The following is a 17,771-nucleotide window of genomic DNA, read 5'->3' on the forward strand; positions in this document are numbered from 1 at the left end:
GCCCGCATTTCCAGCCCGTCCGGCGCTTGAGGACGAGGCCGTTCAGGCCGACAGCGGGGGTCTGGGGGCGGCAGCCCCCAGCCGACGCCCACACCAACGCCGGTTCACCACCTCCCCGCCCCGAACTCACCCCGCATGGAACCGCGCGGGCGCCTCCGTCGGATTACCCCCCGTCGGCAGCTTCTGCCCATCACACCCGGACAGCACCTTCTTCATCGCCGTCTTCTCCGCCTCCGTCACCCACAGCTCGTACTTCTTCTTCACGGCGACCTGGTTGGCGACATACGTGCACCGGTACGCCTTGTTCGGCGGCAACCAGGTCGCCGTATCGCCGTCACCCTTGCTGCGGTTGGTGCTCGCGTCGACGGCACGCAGGTTGAGCGGGTCGTTGGCCAGGGCTATCCGCTTGCTGGCGTCCCAGTACTTGGCGCCCTTCTGCCAGGCGTCCGAGAGGGCGACGATGTGGTCGATGTCCACCTCGCTGCGGCCCCGCGTGAAGGCCACGTCCTTGCCGCTGTACGGGTCCGGCTCCAGTTCCCCCGAGGCCACCTTGCAGTCGTCGCCGCTGCGGAACCTCACGTCGGCGAGATCCCGTATGAGGATGTCGTCGCGGGTGTCGCACTTGTTGGAGTCGGTGTCCGCCCACGCGCTGCCGAAGCGGTCCCGGTCGTACCCCGTCTTGGGTGCCCGTCCCTTCACGGTCAGCGAGTCGACGGCGGCGAGTGCCGCGCCCCCGCCACCACCGCCCCCGCCGGCCGCACCGCTCGCGCTCTCCTCGGGCCCGGCGGACCCCAGGGTCGTGCCCTCGCATCCGGTGACACCGAACCCCACCACGAGTACGACGGCGGCGACGCCCCCACCCCTCACACGCATCACGCTGCGTCCCTCCCCTGCTCCCCGTGTACGGAATTCCGCTGTTCGACCTGTTTTTCCTGGTCGCCAGGCTATCGGCCGGGCTTTCCCCACCACAGGGGCGCCCACCGGCGCCCAAGGGGCGTATCGCGCATACCGCGCGTATCGTCGTTGCTGACTCACCTCCGGAAGGAGCTCTGGATGGGCATCTTCGACAAGATCAAGGAGCAGATGCGCGGCAAGGCGGGACAGAACGCCTCCGACACTGCGGAAAAACAGATCAACGAGAAGACGGGCAACAAGTACACGAGCCAGGTCGACGACGCTCAGCAGAGGGTCGAGGGCACGATCGGCATGGACCGTGACCGGGATCGCGACAGGCCCGAACAGCCATAGCCCCGGAGGTCGCGAGGACCCACCGAAGCACAACAGAAGCCGTCCGCGGACACCAACCTGCCGCGGACGGCTTCCTCGCAAGTGCCGTTCAAAACCCCCGGAATCAGTACCGGTTCAGGACCCCAGGAATCAGTACCGGTTCAGGACCCCAGGATCGAAGCCAGGAACTCCCCGGTCCACCCCAGCAACTCCCGCCCGACCAACGGCTTTCCGCCGACCTTCGCCGTCTTGGGGCGCGGTACGAGGATCTGGTGGGCGGCCGGTTTGATGACCGTCCCCGGATACAGGCGCTTCAGCCGCAGTTCCTGCGACTCCCTCAACTCCACCGGTGCGAAGCGGATGTTGGTGCCCTGGAGCACGATGTCGCCGACCCCGCAGGCCCGCGCGAGCATCCGCAGCCCGGCCACGAGCAGCAGGTTCTCGACCGGCTCGGGCAACTTGCCGTAGCGGTCGACGAGTTCCTCGCGTACAGCCTTGATGTCGGCCTCGGTGTTCGCGGCGGCGATGGCACGGTAGGCGGCCAGGCGCAGCCGCTCGCCGGGGGCGTAGTCGTGCGGGACATGGGCGTCGACGGGCAGCTCGATCTTGACCTCCAGCGGCTGCTCCTCCTCCACCCCGCCCTCCAGGGAGGCCCGGTAGTCCGCGACGGCCTCGCCGACCATCCGTACGTACAGGTCGAAGCCGACTCCCGCGATGTGCCCGGACTGTTCGCCGCCGAGGAGGTTTCCGGCGCCGCGGATCTCCAGGTCCTTCATGGCGACGTACATGCCCGCGCCCATCTCGGTGTGCTGGGCGATGGTCGCGAGCCGCTCATGCGCGGTCTCGGTCAGGGGCTTCTCCGGCGGGTAGAGGAAGTAGGCGTACCCACGCTCCCGGCCACGACCGACTCGCCCGCGCAGCTGGTGGAGTTGAGACAGACCGAAGTTGTCTCCCCGCTCCACGATGAGCGTGTTGGCGTTGGAGATGTCGATGCCGGACTCGACGATCGTCGTCGACACGAGGACGTCGTACCGCTTCTCCCAAAAGTCGACGACGACCTGCTCCAGCGCCTGTTCGGACATCTGGCCGTGGGCGGTCGCGATCCGCGCCTCGGGGACGATCTCCCGCAGCCGTGCCGCCGCCCGGTCGATGGACTCGACGCGGTTGTGGATGTAGAACACCTGGCCCTCACGCAGGAGTTCACGGCGGATGGCGGCGCCGATCTGCTTCTCCTCGTACGGCCCGACGAAGGTCAGCACCGGGTGGCGTTCCTCGGGCGGGGTGGTGATCGTCGACATCTCGCGGATGCCGGTGACCGCCATCTCCAGGGTCCTGGGGATGGGGGTGGCGGACATGGTCAGCACATCCACGTTCGCGCGCAGCTTCTTCAGCTGCTCCTTGTGCTCGACGCCGAACCGCTGTTCCTCGTCGACGATGACGAGCCCGAGGTCCTTGAACTTGGTCTCGGAGGAGAAGAGCCGGTGCGTGCCGATGACGACGTCGACCGAGCCCTCCCGCAAGCCCTCCAGGGTGGCCTTGGCCTCGGTGTCGGTCTGGAAGCGACTCAACGCCCGTACGTTGACCGGGAATTGGGAGTAGCGCTCACCGAAGGTCCCAAAGTGCTGCTGGACAAGGAGAGTTGTGGGGACGAGGACAGCCACCTGCTTGCCGTCCTGGACGGCCTTGAAGGCGGCCCGGACCGCGATCTCCGTCTTGCCGTAACCGACGTCACCGCAGACGAGACGATCCATCGGGACCGTCTTCTCCATGTCGTCCTTGACCTCGGCGATCGTGGTCAGCTGGTCGGGCGTCTCGGCGTACGGGAAGGCGTCCTCCAGCTCGCGCTGCCAGGGCGTGTCCGGCCCGAACGCGTGCCCGGGCGCCGCCATCCGCGCGCTGTACAGCTTGATGAGGTCGGCGGCGATCTCCTTGACGGCCTTCTTGGCGCGCGCCTTGGTCTTGGTCCAGTCGGCGCCGCCGAGCCGGTGCAGGGTGGGTGCCTCGCCGCCGACGTACTTGGTGATCTGCTCCAGCTGGTCGGTGGGGATGTAGAGCCGGTCGCCGGGCTGGCCGCGCTTGGCCGGCGCGTACTCGACCACGAGGTACTCGCGGGTCGCGCCCTGCACGGTCCGCTGGACCATCTCGACGTACCGGCCCACACCGTGCTGTTCGTGCACGATGTAGTCGCCGGTTTCGAGGGTCAGCGGGTCGATGGTCTTGCGGCGCCGGGCGGGCATCCGGGCGCCGTCCTTGCCGGCGGCCTTCTGCCCGGTGAGATCGGTCTCGGTCAGCACGGCGAGCTTGAGGGCCGTATCGACGAACCCGAAGTCGATCGAGCCGCACGCCACATGCACGACGGAGGGCGTCAGGGAGGTCAGGTCCGCCTCCAGGCGGGCCGCGATGCCCTCCCCGCCGAGCACCTCGACCGTACGGGCCGCCGGGCCGTGCGCCTCGGTCACGTACACCGCGCGCCAGCCGTCCGCGAGCCAGCCCTTGGTGTCGGCGAGCGCCTTCGCGGTGTCGCCGCGGTAGGTCTCGGGCGCGTGCATGCCCAGCTTGAGGGTGTCCGCGGAGACCTCCTCGTCCGCCGCGAACGGCGACACGGACCACCACATCATGTCCAGCTCGCGCGCCCGGTCCCGTACGTCCGCGATGGACCACAGGGAGGCCGCGCCGACGTCGATGGGCGCCTCGCCGCCGCCCGCGGTGGCCGCCCAGGAGGCCTGAAGGAACTCCTGTGAGGTCGCCACAAGATCCGCGGCCCGCGTCCGCACCCGCTCCGGGTCGCATACGACGGCCATGGCGCCCTTGGGCAGGACGTCGAGCAGCAGTTCCATGTCGTCGACGAGCACGGGGGCGAGGGACTCCATGCCCTCGACCGCGATGCCCTCGGCGATCTTGCCGAGCAGTTCGCCCAGCTCGGGGTGCGCCTCGGCAAGGGCCGCGGCCCGCTCCCGCACCTGGTCGGTGAGCAGCAGCTCACGGCAGGGCGGCGCCCACAGCCCGTGCGCGGCGACTTCGAGAGACCGCTGGTCGGCGACCTTGAAGTACCGGATCTCCTCGATGTCGTCGCCCCAGAACTCCACCCGGAGGGGGTGCTCCTCAGTGGGCGGGAACACGTCGAGGATGCCACCGCGTACGGCGAACTCGCCCCGCTTCTCGACCAGCTCGACGCGCGAGTACGCGGCGGCGGCCAGCGCCTCGACGACGGTGTTGAGATCGGCCGTACGACCGGTCCGCAGCGCCACCGGCTCCAGCTCCCCCAGCCCCTTGACCTGCGGCTGGAGCACGGAACGCACGGGGGCCACGACGACCGAGACCGGGCCGGTCTCCGGGTCGTCGGTGGTGGGGTGCGTGAGGCGGCGCAGTACGGCGAGGCGGCGGCCGACGGTGTCGCTGCGCGGGGAGAGGCGCTCGTGCGGGAGGGTCTCCCAGGCCGGGTACTCCACGACCCCGTCCGGCGGCAGCAGCGACCTGAGGGCGGCGGCGAGATCCTCGGCCTCCCGTCCGGTCGCGGTCACGGCCAGCACCGGGCGCCCGGCCTCCCGGGCCAGCGCGGCCACGGCGAAGGGACGCGCGGCGGGCGGTCCGACCAGGTCGACGTGCATACGGTTGCCGTCGCCGGCGGCCTTGACCGCTTCCGCGAGGGCCGCGTCCTTGACGACGACGTCGAGCAGACCGTGCAGGCTCATGAGGGGGCTTTCGTGAGGGGTTGGTCAGGGGTGGGTTCGTCCGGGTCGGGCAACGCGAACCGCCCGACACGTGTGACGGGCCGGGGGGTGTCCAGAGTACGTCGCCACGTGGGCAGGCGTGGCGCCTGTGGACAACGTGCGCGGCGTCGGCCGCCTGAATCGGTCCGACCCACGCGGCCCATCGGGTGCGTACTAGGACACCAGCTGACCTAGATCGGAATTAGCGTCCTCACCGACGTCGAGGCACTCGCACCACACCCCAGGAGGCAGCCGGATGTCCGTCAAACCTGTTCCCCAGGGCTACCACACCGTGACGCCGTGGATCATCTCCCGCGACACGGTGCGGCTCATCGACTTCATGAAGAGGGCGTTCGACGCGGAAGAACTCGCGTGCCTGACCGGCGAGGACGGCAGCGTCGCGCATGCGGAGGTGCGGATCGGTGACTCGGTGGTGATGATGTTCGACGCGCGGCCCGAGTGGCCGCCGACCCCCGGCTTCCTCCGCCTCTACGTCGAGGACGCCGACGCCGTGCACCGGCAGGCAGTCGCGGCCGGCGGCACGTCGGTCACCGAGGTCACCCACCTGTTCTTCGGCGACCGGGTCGGGCGGGTGCGCGACCCGCTGGGCAACCTGTACTGGATCCAGACCCGCGTGGAGGACCTGAGCCCGCAGGAGATGGAACTCCGTCTCGGCGACCCGGAGTTCACCAAGGCGATGGAGTACGTCCAAAGCGCCGACTTCTTCCCCGGCCGAGTCTCCGACCTCGGCTGACGCACCTCGACACGAAGCCCGGCGCCAAGAAGTCCGCAGACTCCCCGGCGCCGGGCTCCCCGTACCCCCCCGTATCCCCCGTCCCCCGTTGCCCCCTAGTCAGTGGCGATGGCGTTCAGCACGTTCATCCGCCCCGCCCTGAACGCCGGCACGAGCGCCGCGAACAGCCCCATGAAGGCCGAGCCGGCGAACACGCCGCCGATCGTCATCCACGGGATCTCCAGGACCTTCAGGCCCTCCAGGGCGAGCAGCTGCTGGGCGGTCGCGCCCCAGCCCATGCCCAGGCCCAGCCCCAGCAGCGCGCCGAACAGCGCGATCACCACGGACTCCAGCCGGATCATCCGCCGCAGTTGCAGCCGTGACATCCCGATCGCCCGCATCAGGCCGATCTCCCGGGTCCGCTCCACCACCGACAGGGCGAGGGTGTTCACCACACCCAGCACCGCCACCACGATCGCCAGGGCGAGCAGGCCGTAGACCATGTTCAGGAGCTGGCCGATCTGGTCCTTGAGTTCCTGCTTGTAGTCGGTCTGGTCGCGGACCTGGTACTGCGGGTAGGGGTCGAGGGCCTTCTTCAGCGCCGTGTACGCCGCCTTCTCCTGGCCCTTCTCGGCCGTGGCGAACATCAGGTCGTTCGGCGGGATCCTGTCGGCCGGCAGGTACTTCTCCATGGTCGCGATGGACAGGTACCGCGCGCCCTTGTCGATGGCCACGTCGTCGTCCGTGACGGCGGCGACCTTGAGCTTCGCCGTCGAGCCGCCCTTGAAGGCGACGGTCATCGTGTCGCCGACCTTCACCCCGTGCTCCTCGGCGTACCCGGAGCCCACCGACATGGCGTCCTTGCCGTACGCGTCGGTCAGCGTGCCCGAGGTGGTGGCGCGGCGCAGGTCGGAGGCGTACGTCGGGTCGGCGGCCGTCAGTTCGGTCTTCTCGGCCGTGCCGCCGGGCGGGGTCAGGGTGACCTCGACCTCCTTGTAGCGGGTGACGTGGGCCAGGCCGGGCGAGTTCTGCATCGCCTTCTCCGCCTGCGGCACGATCCGCTGGTTGCCCTCGACGATGAAGTCCGTGCCGACCGATTTGTCGAGTTCGTCGGTCGCGGAGGCCACCATCGACGAGCCGACCACCGAGAGGCAGGCGACCAGGGCCAAACCGATCATCAGGGCCGCACCCGTCGCACCGGTCCGGCGCGGGTTGCGCAGCGCGTTGCGCTCGGCGAGCCGGCCGACGGGACCGAAGCCCCGCAGCAGTACGGCGCTGAGCACCCGTACGACACCGCTCGCGAGGAGCGGGCCGATGATCACGAACCCGAGGAGCGTGAGGACGATTCCCGCGCCAAGGACCAGCGAGCCGTCCTTTGCCTTGTCGGCGGTGGCGGCCAGGTACAACGCGTAACCGCCCGCGCCCGTCAGGACCAGCCCGATCAAGCCCCTGACCACGCCCGCCTTGCCGTCGGCCGGGGTGCCGGCGTCGCGGAGTGCGGCCATCGGGGAGACCTTGCCCGCGCGGCGGGCCGGGAGGTAGGCGGCGAGGACGGTGACGACGATGCCGAGGACCAGGCCGATCACCGGGGTGGCCGTCTTGATCGTCAGGTCGTCGGTCGAGAGGTTCATGCCGGCCGCCGACATCAGCTTCATCAGGCCGACCGCGATGCCGACCCCCGCGCCGACACCGAGGACCGATCCGACGAAGCCGAGCAGCAGCGCCTCCACCAGCACGGACCGGTTGACCTGCTTGCGGGAGGAGCCGATCGCCCGCATCAGGCCGATCTCGCGGGTCCGCTGGGCGACCAGCATCGAGAAGGTGTTGATGATCAGGAAGATGCCGACCAGGAACGCGATCCCGGCGAAGCCGAGCATGGCGTACTTGATGACGTTCATGAACTCGCCGACGCCCTCACGGTTCTCGTCGGAGAACTCCTTCTGCGTCTGCACCTTGAACACACCAGTGGAGGTAAGGACGTTGGTGACGTTCTGCTTGAGCTGGGTGTCGGTGACCCCGCCGGCCGCCGTGACGTTGAGCTGGGTGAACCGCCCTGTGGCGCCCAGGAGTTCGCGCTGTGCGGTGGCGGTGTCGAAGTAGACGACGGCGGCACCTGGGTTGGTCACCTTGAAGGTGGCGATGCCGACGATCCGCGCCTTGATGTCACCGGTCTGCGCGATGGTGCGCAGTTCGTCGCCGATCTTCAGGTGGTGCTTGTCGGCGGTGTCGGCGTCGACCATCACCTCGGTGGGCCCGCGTGGTGCGTGACCGCCGGTGATCTCCATCGAACGCAGGTCGTTGCGCGTCCAGTTGCCCGCGATGGTGGGAGCCCCGGTGCTGGACCCCATGTTCTCGTTGTCGCTGTCGACGACGGTCACGTTCATCGAACTGACCGCGCCCTCCGCCGACTTGACGCCCTGGGCCTGCTGCGCCTGCGCCAGCACGGAGGCCGGCATCGACTCGGGCACCCCGTTCTGCGGAGTGCTGCCGTCGTTCTTGGCCGCCTTCGGGGAAACCGTGACGTCGGGCGCCGTGGTCGAGAAGAGCTTGTCGAACGTCGTGTTCATGGTGTCCGTGAAGACAAGAGTTCCGCAGACGAACGCCACCGACAGCATCACGGCCACCGCCGACAGGGCCATCCGGCCCTTGTGCGCGAAGAAGTTGCGCATCGAGGTCTTCAGCACAGTCATGACGTACGCCCCCGCGCGTCGAAGTCCTTCATCCGGTCGAGGACGGTGTCGGCGGTCGGCCGGAACATCTCGTCGACGATCCGTCCATCGGCGAGATACAGCACCCGGTCCGCGTACGAGGCGGCCACCGGGTCGTGCGTGACCATGACGATGGTCTGACCCAGCTCGTCGACGGACCGGCGAAGGAAGCCCAACACCTCTGCTCCCGCACGGGAGTCGAGGTTCCCGGTCGGCTCGTCGCCGAAAATGATCTCGGGCCGCGCGGCCAACGCCCGTGCCACGGCGACGCGTTGCTGCTGACCGCCGGAGAGCTGGTTGGGCCGGTGCTTCAGCCGGTCCTTGAGCCCGACGGTCTCCACGACCTGCTCCAGCCAGCCCTTGTCGGGCTTACGGCCCGCGATGTCCATGGGGAGCGTGATGTTCTCTATCGCGCTGAGCGTCGGCAACAGGTTGAACGCCTGGAAGATGAACCCGATCCGGTCCCGGCGCAGTTGGGTCAGCTTCTTGTCCTTGAGCCCGGTGATCTCGGTCTCGTCGAGATGGATCTGCCCGCTGGTCACGGTGTCGAGTCCGGCGAGGCAGTGCATGAGGGTGGACTTGCCGGACCCCGAGGGGCCCATGATCGCGGTGAACTGTCCCCGCGCGATGTCCACGTCCACATGGTCCAGGGCGACGACGCGGGTCTCACCGGACCCGTACGCCTTCACGACCTGCCGCGCCCGGGCGGCAACGGCCGTACGTCCTCCAGTGCCCCCGCGCCTGGTGATGGTCACAGCCGATGTCACGGTATGTCTCCTAAGTCGGTCAGCACGGAGCCGCACTGATGCCCGGTAGTAGCTGGTCGCCCGGTAGTAGCCGGTTGCCCGGTAGCGGCCGGTTGTGCGTCGCCGCTCTTCGGTACGTGTATGAGTCTGCTGTCGGGAGGGGGTCCGGGTCTCTGACGCCCAGCGCAGTCTTCTCCGGGGGAAAACCCCACCCCCGGAGGTACTGCACACCGCCCTTCAGCGGCATAAAGCCAGGTTAAGGACGGTAGACGCCCCGTCTCGTCCTCCGCCGGTACGAACCCTCCCCGAGCCGAAGTACGGAGGTTCCCCTAAGGGCTGTCCACCCTCCGGAGGAGCACGTCTCAGGGTTGCCGTGTGCGGGTCAAGTGGCAGAGTGGTCGGCGGCAGATAGGTGCATGGGGAAAGGAATCAGGTGGGCAGCAGCCGCCGTACGAAATCCGCGACACCCAGCGCCACCCGGAGCGCCGGAACGGAGAAGCGGGGAGCCGTCGTCGCCGCGCTCATGCTCGCGATGGCCCTGGCCGCGCTCGACTCCACCATCGTCTCGACCGCCGTACCGCAGATCGTCGGCGACCTCGGCGGCTTCTCCGTCTTCTCCTGGCTGTTCTCGGGCTATCTGCTCGCCGTCACGGTCACCCTCCCCGTGTACGGCAAGCTCTCCGACACCTTCGGCCGCAAACCGGTCCTGATAGCGGGCGCGGCCCTGTTCCTCCTCGGTTCCCTGCTCTGCGCGCTGGCCTGGAACATGGCCGCGCTCATCGCCTTCCGGGTCGTCCAGGGCCTGGGCGGCGGCGCCCTCCAGGGCACGGTCCAGACACTCGCCGCCGATCTCTACCCGCTGGAGCAACGCCCGCGAATCCAGGCCAAGTTGTCGACCGTCTGGGCGACCTCGGCGGTGGCCGGCCCCGCGGTCGGCGGGGTGCTCGCGACCTACGCCGACTGGCGCTGGATCTTCCTCGTCAACCTCCCCGTCGGCGCGGTCGCAATGTGGCTCCTGGCCCGCCACCTCCACGAACCGCAGCGCGACACCTCCGGCCCCCGCCCGCGCATCGACTGGGCGGGCGCCCTGACGGTGTTCGCGTGCGGCGGCGTCCTGCTGACGGCCCTCGTCCAGGGTGGGGTGGCCTGGCCCTGGCTGTCCTGGCAGTCAACAACCCTGCTCTGTACGGGACTTGCACTGACGTTCCTCGTGGTCGTGATCGAACGCAGGGCGGCGGAGCCGATCATCCCCGGGTGGGTGTGGCGGCGCCCCACGATCGCGGCGGTCAACCTGGCGCTGGGCGCGCTGGGCCTGCTGATGGTGGCCCCGACGGTGTTCCTGCCGACGTACGCCCAGTCGGTACTGGGCCTGGCCCCGATAGCAGCCGGATTCGTGCTGTCCGTATGGACGTTGAGCTGGCCGGTGTCGGCGGCGCTGAGCCAGCACGTGTACCGCAGGATCGGCTTCCGCAACACGGCGATGCTCGGCATCGGCACGGCGACCTTGATCCTGCTGGCGTTCCCCTTCCTCCCGTACCCCGGCTCCGCTTGGCAGCCCACGCTCCTGATGCTGCTGCTCGGCGGCGCCCTCGGTCTCTTCCAACTCCCGCTGATAGTCGGCGTGCAGTCGACGGTCGGCTGGTCGGAGCGGGGTACGGCGACGGCCTCCGTCCTCTTCTGCCGCCAGACCGGCCAGACGATCGGCGCGGCCCTGTTCGGCGCGGTCGCCAACGGCGTACTCGCGTCCCGGCTGGGCGGCGCGAGCGACCTGGACTCGGTGACAAGGGAGTTGGGCACGAGCGCCGCACCCGAGGCGACCCGACGGGCCATCGCGGACGCGGTGCACGCGGTCTACTTCGGGGCGGCGGGAGCGGCGGCGCTGGCGTTCGTGGCGCTGCTGGTACTGGCACCGCGCCGCTTCCCCGTCCTCAAGGACACCCCTTGAACGGGGGCGGCGGGGGTGACAGGGGAGATGGGGGGAGTCGGTGGGAGACGGCAACCGGCGACGACGCCGCAGATCGGTGGGACCGCAGTACCGGAGCCCCCCGCGCCCGCGGCGTGATCCGCCGGACAGGCCCGGGCGCCACCAGGCCCGACCCGGGGCGGGGCGGGGCGGCGTGCTATTCGGCCGCCGCGGCCCGCCCCGTGAGCGTCGTCAGGCTGCTGCGTACGTGGTCCATGTGGGCCTGTACGTCGTCCCACTCCTCCCCGTGCTCCCGCAGCACGCGCTCCGTCTCGCGGGCGATGCGGTCCTCCTGGACGCGGGCCTCGGTGAGGATCTCGGCGGCGCGGACCCGTGCGTCGTCCTCGATGCGCCCGACCGACTCCTCGGCCTCCGCGAAGGCCCGCTTCGCCTCGGACAGCGCGGCCTCGGCGGCCGTCACGCGCTCCATGTGCCGTGTGTCCAGGGCGACTTCGCGCTCGGCGGCGAGCCGTTCCTCCGCGGCCCACCTCTCCGCGTACTCCTTCTCCTGCTCGGCGAGCAGCCCGGAGGTCCGCAGCCGCATCTCGCGCAGCGCGGCCAGCGCCTCGCCCCGCCCCTCCTTGATCTCCCGCCGGGCCCCGATCCGGATCTCGTCGGCCTCGGTGCGGGCGGCGAGCAGCCGGTGCCGGGCGCGTTCGTCGGCCTCGGCGCGTACGGCCTGGGCGGCGGCGTCGGCGCCCTCCCGCAGGGCGTCCGCGCGGGCCTCGGCCGCCGCGACCAGCTGCCGCGCCTCGCCGCGCCCCCGCTCGCGCACGGCGCCGGCCTCCTCGGCGCCCAACTCCCAGAGCCGCCGGGCGCGTTCACCGAGACTGTCGTACGTCTGCGGAGCGAGCCCCGCGACGACCTCCCGCAGCCGCTCCGACTCCGCGTCCATCTGCCGGGCGAGCACGGTCAGCCGCGCGGCCCGCTCCCAGGCGGCGTCCCGCTCCGCGGAGAGCGCGGCGGCGTACGCGTCGACCTGATCGGGCCGGTAGCCGCGCCCCCGTCCGGCCACGAAACCGTGCGACGACATCACTGCGTTGCTCATCCTGCAACCCCTCTCCACGTACGAAGTAATGATTTCGCGCACATCTTGATGGATTGGGATGAAATGTGCCTAACGCGACACTCCGGGCCGGGTCACGGTCGGAAAATCGGAAAAGGGGAGGGGGCGGGTTGCCCTACGGCGACCCGCCCCCTCCCCCGTACTCAGCGGGTCACAGCAACCCGTCCCACATCTGCTCGAGCAGCACCGACCACCAGCTCTCCGGCGAGCCGAGCGCCGCCGGGTCGAGGGAGGCGAGCTGGGCCTGGAAGTCGACGGTCCAGCGGCCCGCCTGCTCCTGGTTCAGGCCGTAGCGCAGCCGCCACATCCGGCCCAGCAGCGCGAGACAGCGCGCGAACTCGGGCAGCCCCGTGTTCACGAACTGCGGCGGTACGGGTGCTCCGCCCGGCCCCGCCTCCACGGGCACGGCGACGATGTTGGCGGTGCCGTACTGCACGCAGATCGACTTGCCGAAGTCGCTGCCCATGACGAGGTACGAGCCCGCGTCCGAGGCCGGCCGCACCCCGCGCTCCTGCGCCAGCTCGGCGAGCGTCGGCACCGGCCGTCCCGGCTGGGCCTGCGCCCAGAAGAACGGCCCCATGTCGGCGGGCAGTCCGGCGACGACCAGGGTGTGCGCCACGATCGGCGGCACCCCCTGCCGCGACACCGCGGCCTGATCGAACCGGAAGACTCCCGGCCCGAACGCACCGGCCAGCTCCTGCGCGACCGCCTCCGGCGGGATCGGCGGCGCGGGCTGTACGGGCGGGAGCGGAGCGCGTACCGGCCCCGGCCGGGCCGGACCATCCGCGACCTGATGCAACTCGCCCTGGTGCGCGAGCAGTTGGGCCATGCCCTGCTGACGGCTGGCGTGATCGGTGCCGTAGGGGGCGATGCTGGTGATCCGGGCGTTCGGCCACTGCTCGCGGATCATGCGCGCACAGTAGGCACCCGGCAGCTCACAGCTCTCCAACTCGGTGTGGAGTTCGAGCACTTGATCCTGCGGGATGTTCATCGCCCGCAACTCATGAAAGATCTGCCACTCCGGATGCGGCGTCCCCGGCGCGGACCGCCGAATCACCTGCTGCTCCGACCCGTCGGGGGCGCGATACCGAAGAACGGCCTGGTAACCGGGGCCCACTGTGGGCTGCCCGGGCGGGGGATAGCCGTAGGAGGGGGCGGACGGGGGTGCGGAGAGGTTGGGGGCAGGGGGTGGCGGGAAACCGGGGGCAGGCCTCCCGGGCGCCGACTGGGCGGGGGCCGCGAGCCCGAGGGCGGGCATGCCGGGGACGGGCGGACCGCCCGGTGCGGACATGCCAGGCCCCGGCCGACCGCCGGGGGGCGGGGCCATCGCGCCGGGGGGCGCGGGGGGCTGGGGGGCGCTCGGGGACGTGCCGGGGGCACGCTGGATACCGGGAGCGTCCTGAGTACCGAGAGGGTTCTGGGCCCCGGGGGCGCTCTGGATACCGGGAGCGCCCTGGGCACCGGGTACGCCCGGGAAACCAGGAGTGCCCTGGGAGCCGGGGGCACCTTGTGCACCAGGGGAACCGGGGGTACCCGGAGCGCCGGGGAAGCCGGGGGCGCCTGGGGCACTGGCGGGGGCCGAAGCCCCAGGGAAGGCCGGGGCGCCGGGGCTGCTGGGTCCGCCGGGTCCACCGGCAGGGCCCGAAGTTCCAGGGAAGCCCGGCGTGCCGGGTCCGCCGGGGACACCGGAAGTCCCTGGGGCACCAGGGGCATTGGCGGGGGCCGAAGCCCCTGGAAAGCCCGGGGCACCGGGGCTGCCGGGTCCGCCGGGTTGGCCAGGGACACCGGGAGCCTGGGGCGGCGGAGGCGCGCCTGGGGCGCCGACCGGAGGACCGGCCAGCATGGTCTCGGCGCGGTGCACGGAATCGGGGACGCCTGGGACGCCGGGAGCACCGGGAGCACCGGGAGCGGACGGTACGCCTGGCGCACCGGGCAGGCCGGGGGCACCCGGAGGCTGCGGAGCGCCAGGGGCGCCCGGCGGACGGGGTGCGTTGGCGCCGCCGCCCTGCTTGGGGTCGGCGAACATCGTCGCGGCCTGGTGAACGCTTCCAGGAGGCGCACCCCCGGGCGAGTTGGGAACGCCGGACCGATTCGGAGCCCCAGGGGCACCCGGCGGCAACGGGGCTCCAGGCGGATTCGGCGCACCCGGCGGCTGCGGAGCCCCGGCCACACCGGACACACCGAGCCGCCCAGGAGCACCCGGAGGCAGAGGAGCACCCGGCCCCCCGGAACCCGCCGGAGGCTGAGCCGCACCGGGCCCACCGGGCCGACCAGGCCCGGAGAACATCGTCGCGGCCTGATGAACGCCACCAGGAGGCGCACCCCCGGGCGAGTTGGGAGCACCGGGCGGATTCGGAACACCCGAAGCCTCAGGGGCACCCGGACCACCTGGGCCACCCGAAGCGCCCGGGCCACTCGGCGCACCCGGCGGATTCAACCCGCCAGACACCCCAACAGCACCAGAACCCGCACCACCGGACCCACGAGGCCCACTGAACCCACCGGGCCCACCAGATCCCCCGGCCCCCTCAACCCCCTCCGCCCCAACCGCCGAAACAAACTGCGTAGGCACATACCCACCCGCAGAACCGGCCACCGGAGGAGGAGGAGGCGCAACTCCCGGACGCACGCCCGGAGTTCCCGGCGCGCCCGGCGGTGGCGGGGTGCCCGCACCCCGGGCGCCGCGCGGCGGCGGGGCCTTGCTGGTCGCCGCGTCGGCGATGTCGCCGGCGTTGGGTGCGAGCGCGCGCCCCGGAGGGTTCGGCGCACCCTGCGGGTACCCGTACCCCTGCGGACCATCAGGGGAGTTGCCTGCGTTGCCGGGCCCCTGCGGGTACCCGTACCCCCGAGGACCATCAGGGGCGTTACCCGCGCTACCGGACCCCTGCGGATACCCGTACCCCCGCGAACCACCAGGAGCGTTACCGGCGTTACCGAGCCCCTGCGGATACCCGTATGTCGGAGCCAGACCCGGACCCGACTGGCCCGGAGCCCCGTCGAAGGCGTCCCGGGAACGCGGAACCTCGTCGCGGTCCTCGTCGCCCAGTGGCGGTGAGAACACGGTCGCCGGCAGCGGTACGGAGCGGTCCTCGCCCGCGTCCACGCCGGTCGTGTCGGTGCCGGTCCAGGGTGTGGCCCCCGGCGGCACCGCGTCGGACGGGGGCGTCGAGGGCGCAGCCGAGGCCGCCACCCCACCCGCACCTCCGCCGGAGGCACCCGCATCACCGCCGGAGGCACCCGCCCGGCGGTCCTGAATCCCCAGCTTGTCCGCCGCCTCCTGCAACCACTCCGGTGGAGTCAGCAGGAAGGACGTCTGGTTCAGGTCGACCCTCGCCGGAGGCGCCGGTACCGCGTCCTCGACGGCGTCCGGACGGCCGTACTCCTCCTCGTAGCGGCGGATCACCTCGCCCACCGGCAGGGCGGGCCACAGCGTGGCCTCGCCGCTGTCCCGGGCGAGGACCAGTCGCTGGGCGCCCCCGTCCGAACGGGGGCCCTCGGCGCGGTCCTCCGCCCAGACCACGAAACCCAGCTCGAACTCCCGTACCCGCACCTCCCGGTGCTGGTACGACGGCACATCACCGTTGACCCATTCCTCGGCGCGCTCCTGCGCCTGCGCGAAGGTCACCATCGGTCAGTTCACTCCCCCACCGAAGTCACCCGAGGACCCCGAAGTCACCGTGGGCACGACACGTGCGAAGCCGCCGTCCACCATCAGGTTCGCCACCGTCTCCAGCTCCGGCGGATTGCCCGCGAGCCGGGACAGGAACTGGTCGAAGTCGTCGCCGCACGGCAGCAGCAGCCGCCGCACCCGGTCGTCCGGCGGCCAGGTCGGATCGACGTCCCGCGCGTCGTCGTACGCGCAGAACCACACCGAACCGAGCCGCTCGCCCTTCACCTTCAGGGCCAGCAGACCGCCCTGCACGAACCCGACGCACAGGTAGTCCTTGGTCAGATGGTCGCGCAGGCACTTGTTGACGTACACGAGGTCGTTCACCGCGGCCTCGTCCCGCACCGTGAAGAACGGCTGGTCCACCAGCAGCCCCAGCTCGGCGTCGAGCGCCGCGCCCACCGGCGCGCAGCCGCCCGCCGCCTTCAGGAACGAGCGGTAGGCCCCCGGCAGGCGGTAGCCGAGGTCCTCCTCGACGCCCTGCACCTGCTGCTCGGTCACCGCGACCGCCGACTTCGGCAGCGCGAAGTGCACCGGCCGCGTCTCCTGCAAGGGCCGCGTGCCGCGCTTGTGCTGGTCGACCGTCGAGGTCGCGATGCCGCCGTGGTGCCGCAGCAGCGCCTTCACCTCGACGGGGACCAACTCCAGCCGCCGGCCGCCGGCCGCGTGGTGCCAGGTCCAGCCGTGCGGGGTCGCCACCGCCGGGACCGTGTCCCACAGTTCGTGCCCGGACGCGGCCAGCGCCGCGTTCGCCGACACGTAGTCCGTCAGCCGCAGTTCGTCGACGCCGAAGCCCTCGGGCGGCTCGGCGATCTCCGCCACCGCACGCGCGTAGAGCGAGAAGTCCGGATAGCCGTGTTCGTCGACCCGCACCCCTCTCGGGTGCCGGGTGGCCCGTACCGGGTCCGGGAAGTGCACGACCTGCCCGGCATAGGCCGCGTTCGGCGGCACGGCTCGCTGCCCGAGCCGACCTGTCGTCATGGCGGTTGCCCCCTGCGGCGTTCTGTAGGGCCCGCACACCAGTGCGGTCCGTACGTCTGTCACATCACGTGCACGTCACATCCCGTACCCCCGCACCCGTCCCGACCGCCAGCACATCAGTACGGACAGCCACCCGGACGAGGCCACGGTTCGCGGTTGCCCGACAGCCTATGCGGTACGCCGACACCGGTCACCGGCACCGGCCACCGGCCCTCCGGTTCCGTGACCTGCCGTCACCCCGCCGTGACGGTCCGCCGAAGCCCTGGCGTGTCACACCGCCCCAGCTTCCGCACCAGCCACGCCATTTGGCACTCTGTGTCCGCCGAGGGGATGCACGGGGGAGGCACCGGAGGGGATGACGATCATGAACGCGACACAGACGGGGACACAGACAGGCAGGCCCGCAGGCAGGCCGGCGGACGGTTCCACGGGCGGTTCCACGGGAACACCCATGCCCGGAATGCCCGGTACGACCGGCAGACCCGGCGGCGATCCACGCGTCGGCTGGAGCGCCAGCGAGATGCCCCGCGTCCCCACCCTCCGCCACCGCCGCGACGGCATACTCCCGACCGTCGCCGCCGCCCTCTCCGTACGCGGCGCCACCCTCACCGGCACGGCGGCCCGCGGCGACCAGCCGCCCGCCCTGCACCCCCTCGTCCAGGACTTCCTCGACACCCTCACCAGCACCCAGCGCGACCGCGCCACCGGCCGCTGCGCCGAGGCACTCCTCATATCCCGGCAGATCACCGTCGCCGACGAGGCCCGCAGCAGGCGCGCGGCCCGCAAGCCCATGACCAACGGCGAGGCCCGCAGGGCACTGAAACAAGCCAAACTCACCACCCGCCGCATCCGCGAGGACGGCGACCCCCTCCACGGCGGCTTCGCCGCGCCCTGCCGCTCCTGCACAGCGCTCAGCGCCCACTTCGGCGTCCGCATAGTCGACCCGTCGGCACCGACCGGCTGACGCCCG

General features: G+C 71.2%; 11 protein-coding genes. 4 read left to right on the forward strand and 7 right to left on the reverse strand.

Going from position 1 to position 17,771, the window contains the following annotated elements:
* Positions 1–126: 126 nt before the first annotated feature.
* The gene (locus ACWDR4_RS18880; protein ID WP_450410009.1) at positions 127–873 is read right to left on the reverse strand and encodes an HNH endonuclease family protein; all 747 of its coding nucleotides are present in this window, start codon (positions 871–873) and stop codon (positions 127–129) included.
* Positions 874–1,053: 180 nt separating this feature from the next.
* Between ACWDR4_RS18880 and ACWDR4_RS18885 the strand changes: the two genes are divergently transcribed.
* Complete coding sequence (locus ACWDR4_RS18885; RefSeq protein WP_450409810.1) at positions 1,054–1,248, forward strand: antitoxin; 195 nt, start codon at positions 1,054–1,056, stop codon at positions 1,246–1,248.
* 140 nt (positions 1,249–1,388) lie between these two features.
* On the opposite strand, the gene mfd is transcribed toward ACWDR4_RS18885, so the two are convergent.
* Entirely contained in the window at positions 1,389–4,919 is a 3,531-nt protein-coding gene (gene mfd, locus ACWDR4_RS18890) for a transcription-repair coupling factor (protein WP_450409811.1), read from the reverse strand.
* A gap of 274 nt (positions 4,920–5,193) precedes the next feature.
* Here mfd and ACWDR4_RS18895 point away from each other — a divergent pair, with 274 nt between their 5' ends.
* The gene (locus ACWDR4_RS18895) at positions 5,194–5,691 is read left to right on the forward strand and encodes a VOC family protein (protein ID WP_450409812.1); all 498 of its coding nucleotides are present in this window, start codon (positions 5,194–5,196) and stop codon (positions 5,689–5,691) included.
* Positions 5,692–5,786: 95 nt separating this feature from the next.
* On the opposite strand, the gene ACWDR4_RS18900 is transcribed toward ACWDR4_RS18895, so the two are convergent.
* Both ACWDR4_RS18900 and ACWDR4_RS18905 read right to left on the reverse strand, forming a co-directional pair.
* The gene (locus tag ACWDR4_RS18900; protein ID WP_450409814.1) at positions 5,787–8,360 is read right to left on the reverse strand and encodes an ABC transporter permease; all 2,574 of its coding nucleotides are present in this window, start codon (positions 8,358–8,360) and stop codon (positions 5,787–5,789) included.
* Positions 8,357–9,145: an ABC transporter ATP-binding protein gene (locus ACWDR4_RS18905; RefSeq protein WP_450409816.1), complete on the reverse strand. Its 789-nt coding sequence runs from the start codon at positions 9,143–9,145 to the stop codon at positions 8,357–8,359. The genes ACWDR4_RS18900 and ACWDR4_RS18905 overlap by 4 nt, the downstream gene beginning before the upstream one ends.
* A gap of 412 nt (positions 9,146–9,557) precedes the next feature.
* Between ACWDR4_RS18905 and ACWDR4_RS18910 the strand changes: the two genes are divergently transcribed.
* Positions 9,558–11,069, forward strand: a complete 1,512-nt coding sequence (locus ACWDR4_RS18910) for an MFS transporter (RefSeq protein WP_450409817.1) — start codon at positions 9,558–9,560, stop codon at positions 11,067–11,069.
* A gap of 175 nt (positions 11,070–11,244) precedes the next feature.
* Here the strand turns inward: ACWDR4_RS18910 and ACWDR4_RS18915 are convergent, their stop codons facing one another.
* The 3 genes from ACWDR4_RS18915 to ACWDR4_RS18925 form a co-directional block, all read right to left on the reverse strand.
* Complete coding sequence (locus ACWDR4_RS18915) at positions 11,245–12,135, reverse strand: cellulose-binding protein (protein ID WP_450409819.1); 891 nt, start codon at positions 12,133–12,135, stop codon at positions 11,245–11,247.
* 169 nt (positions 12,136–12,304) lie between these two features.
* Positions 12,305–15,781: an SUKH-4 family immunity protein gene (locus ACWDR4_RS18920; protein ID WP_450409820.1), complete on the reverse strand. Its 3,477-nt coding sequence runs from the start codon at positions 15,779–15,781 to the stop codon at positions 12,305–12,307.
* Positions 15,782–15,784: 3 nt separating this feature from the next.
* Entirely contained in the window at positions 15,785–16,801 is a 1,017-nt protein-coding gene (locus ACWDR4_RS18925) for an SMI1/KNR4 family protein (protein WP_450409821.1), read from the reverse strand.
* Between the two features lie 355 nt (positions 16,802–17,156).
* Between ACWDR4_RS18925 and ACWDR4_RS18930 the strand changes: the two genes are divergently transcribed.
* On the forward strand, positions 17,157–17,765 hold the full coding sequence (locus ACWDR4_RS18930) for a YwqJ-related putative deaminase (protein WP_450409823.1): 609 nt from the start codon (positions 17,157–17,159) through the stop codon (positions 17,763–17,765).
* The last annotated feature ends 6 nt before the right edge of the window (positions 17,766–17,771 follow it).

The organism is Streptomyces sp. NPDC000878 (assembly GCF_053599695.1).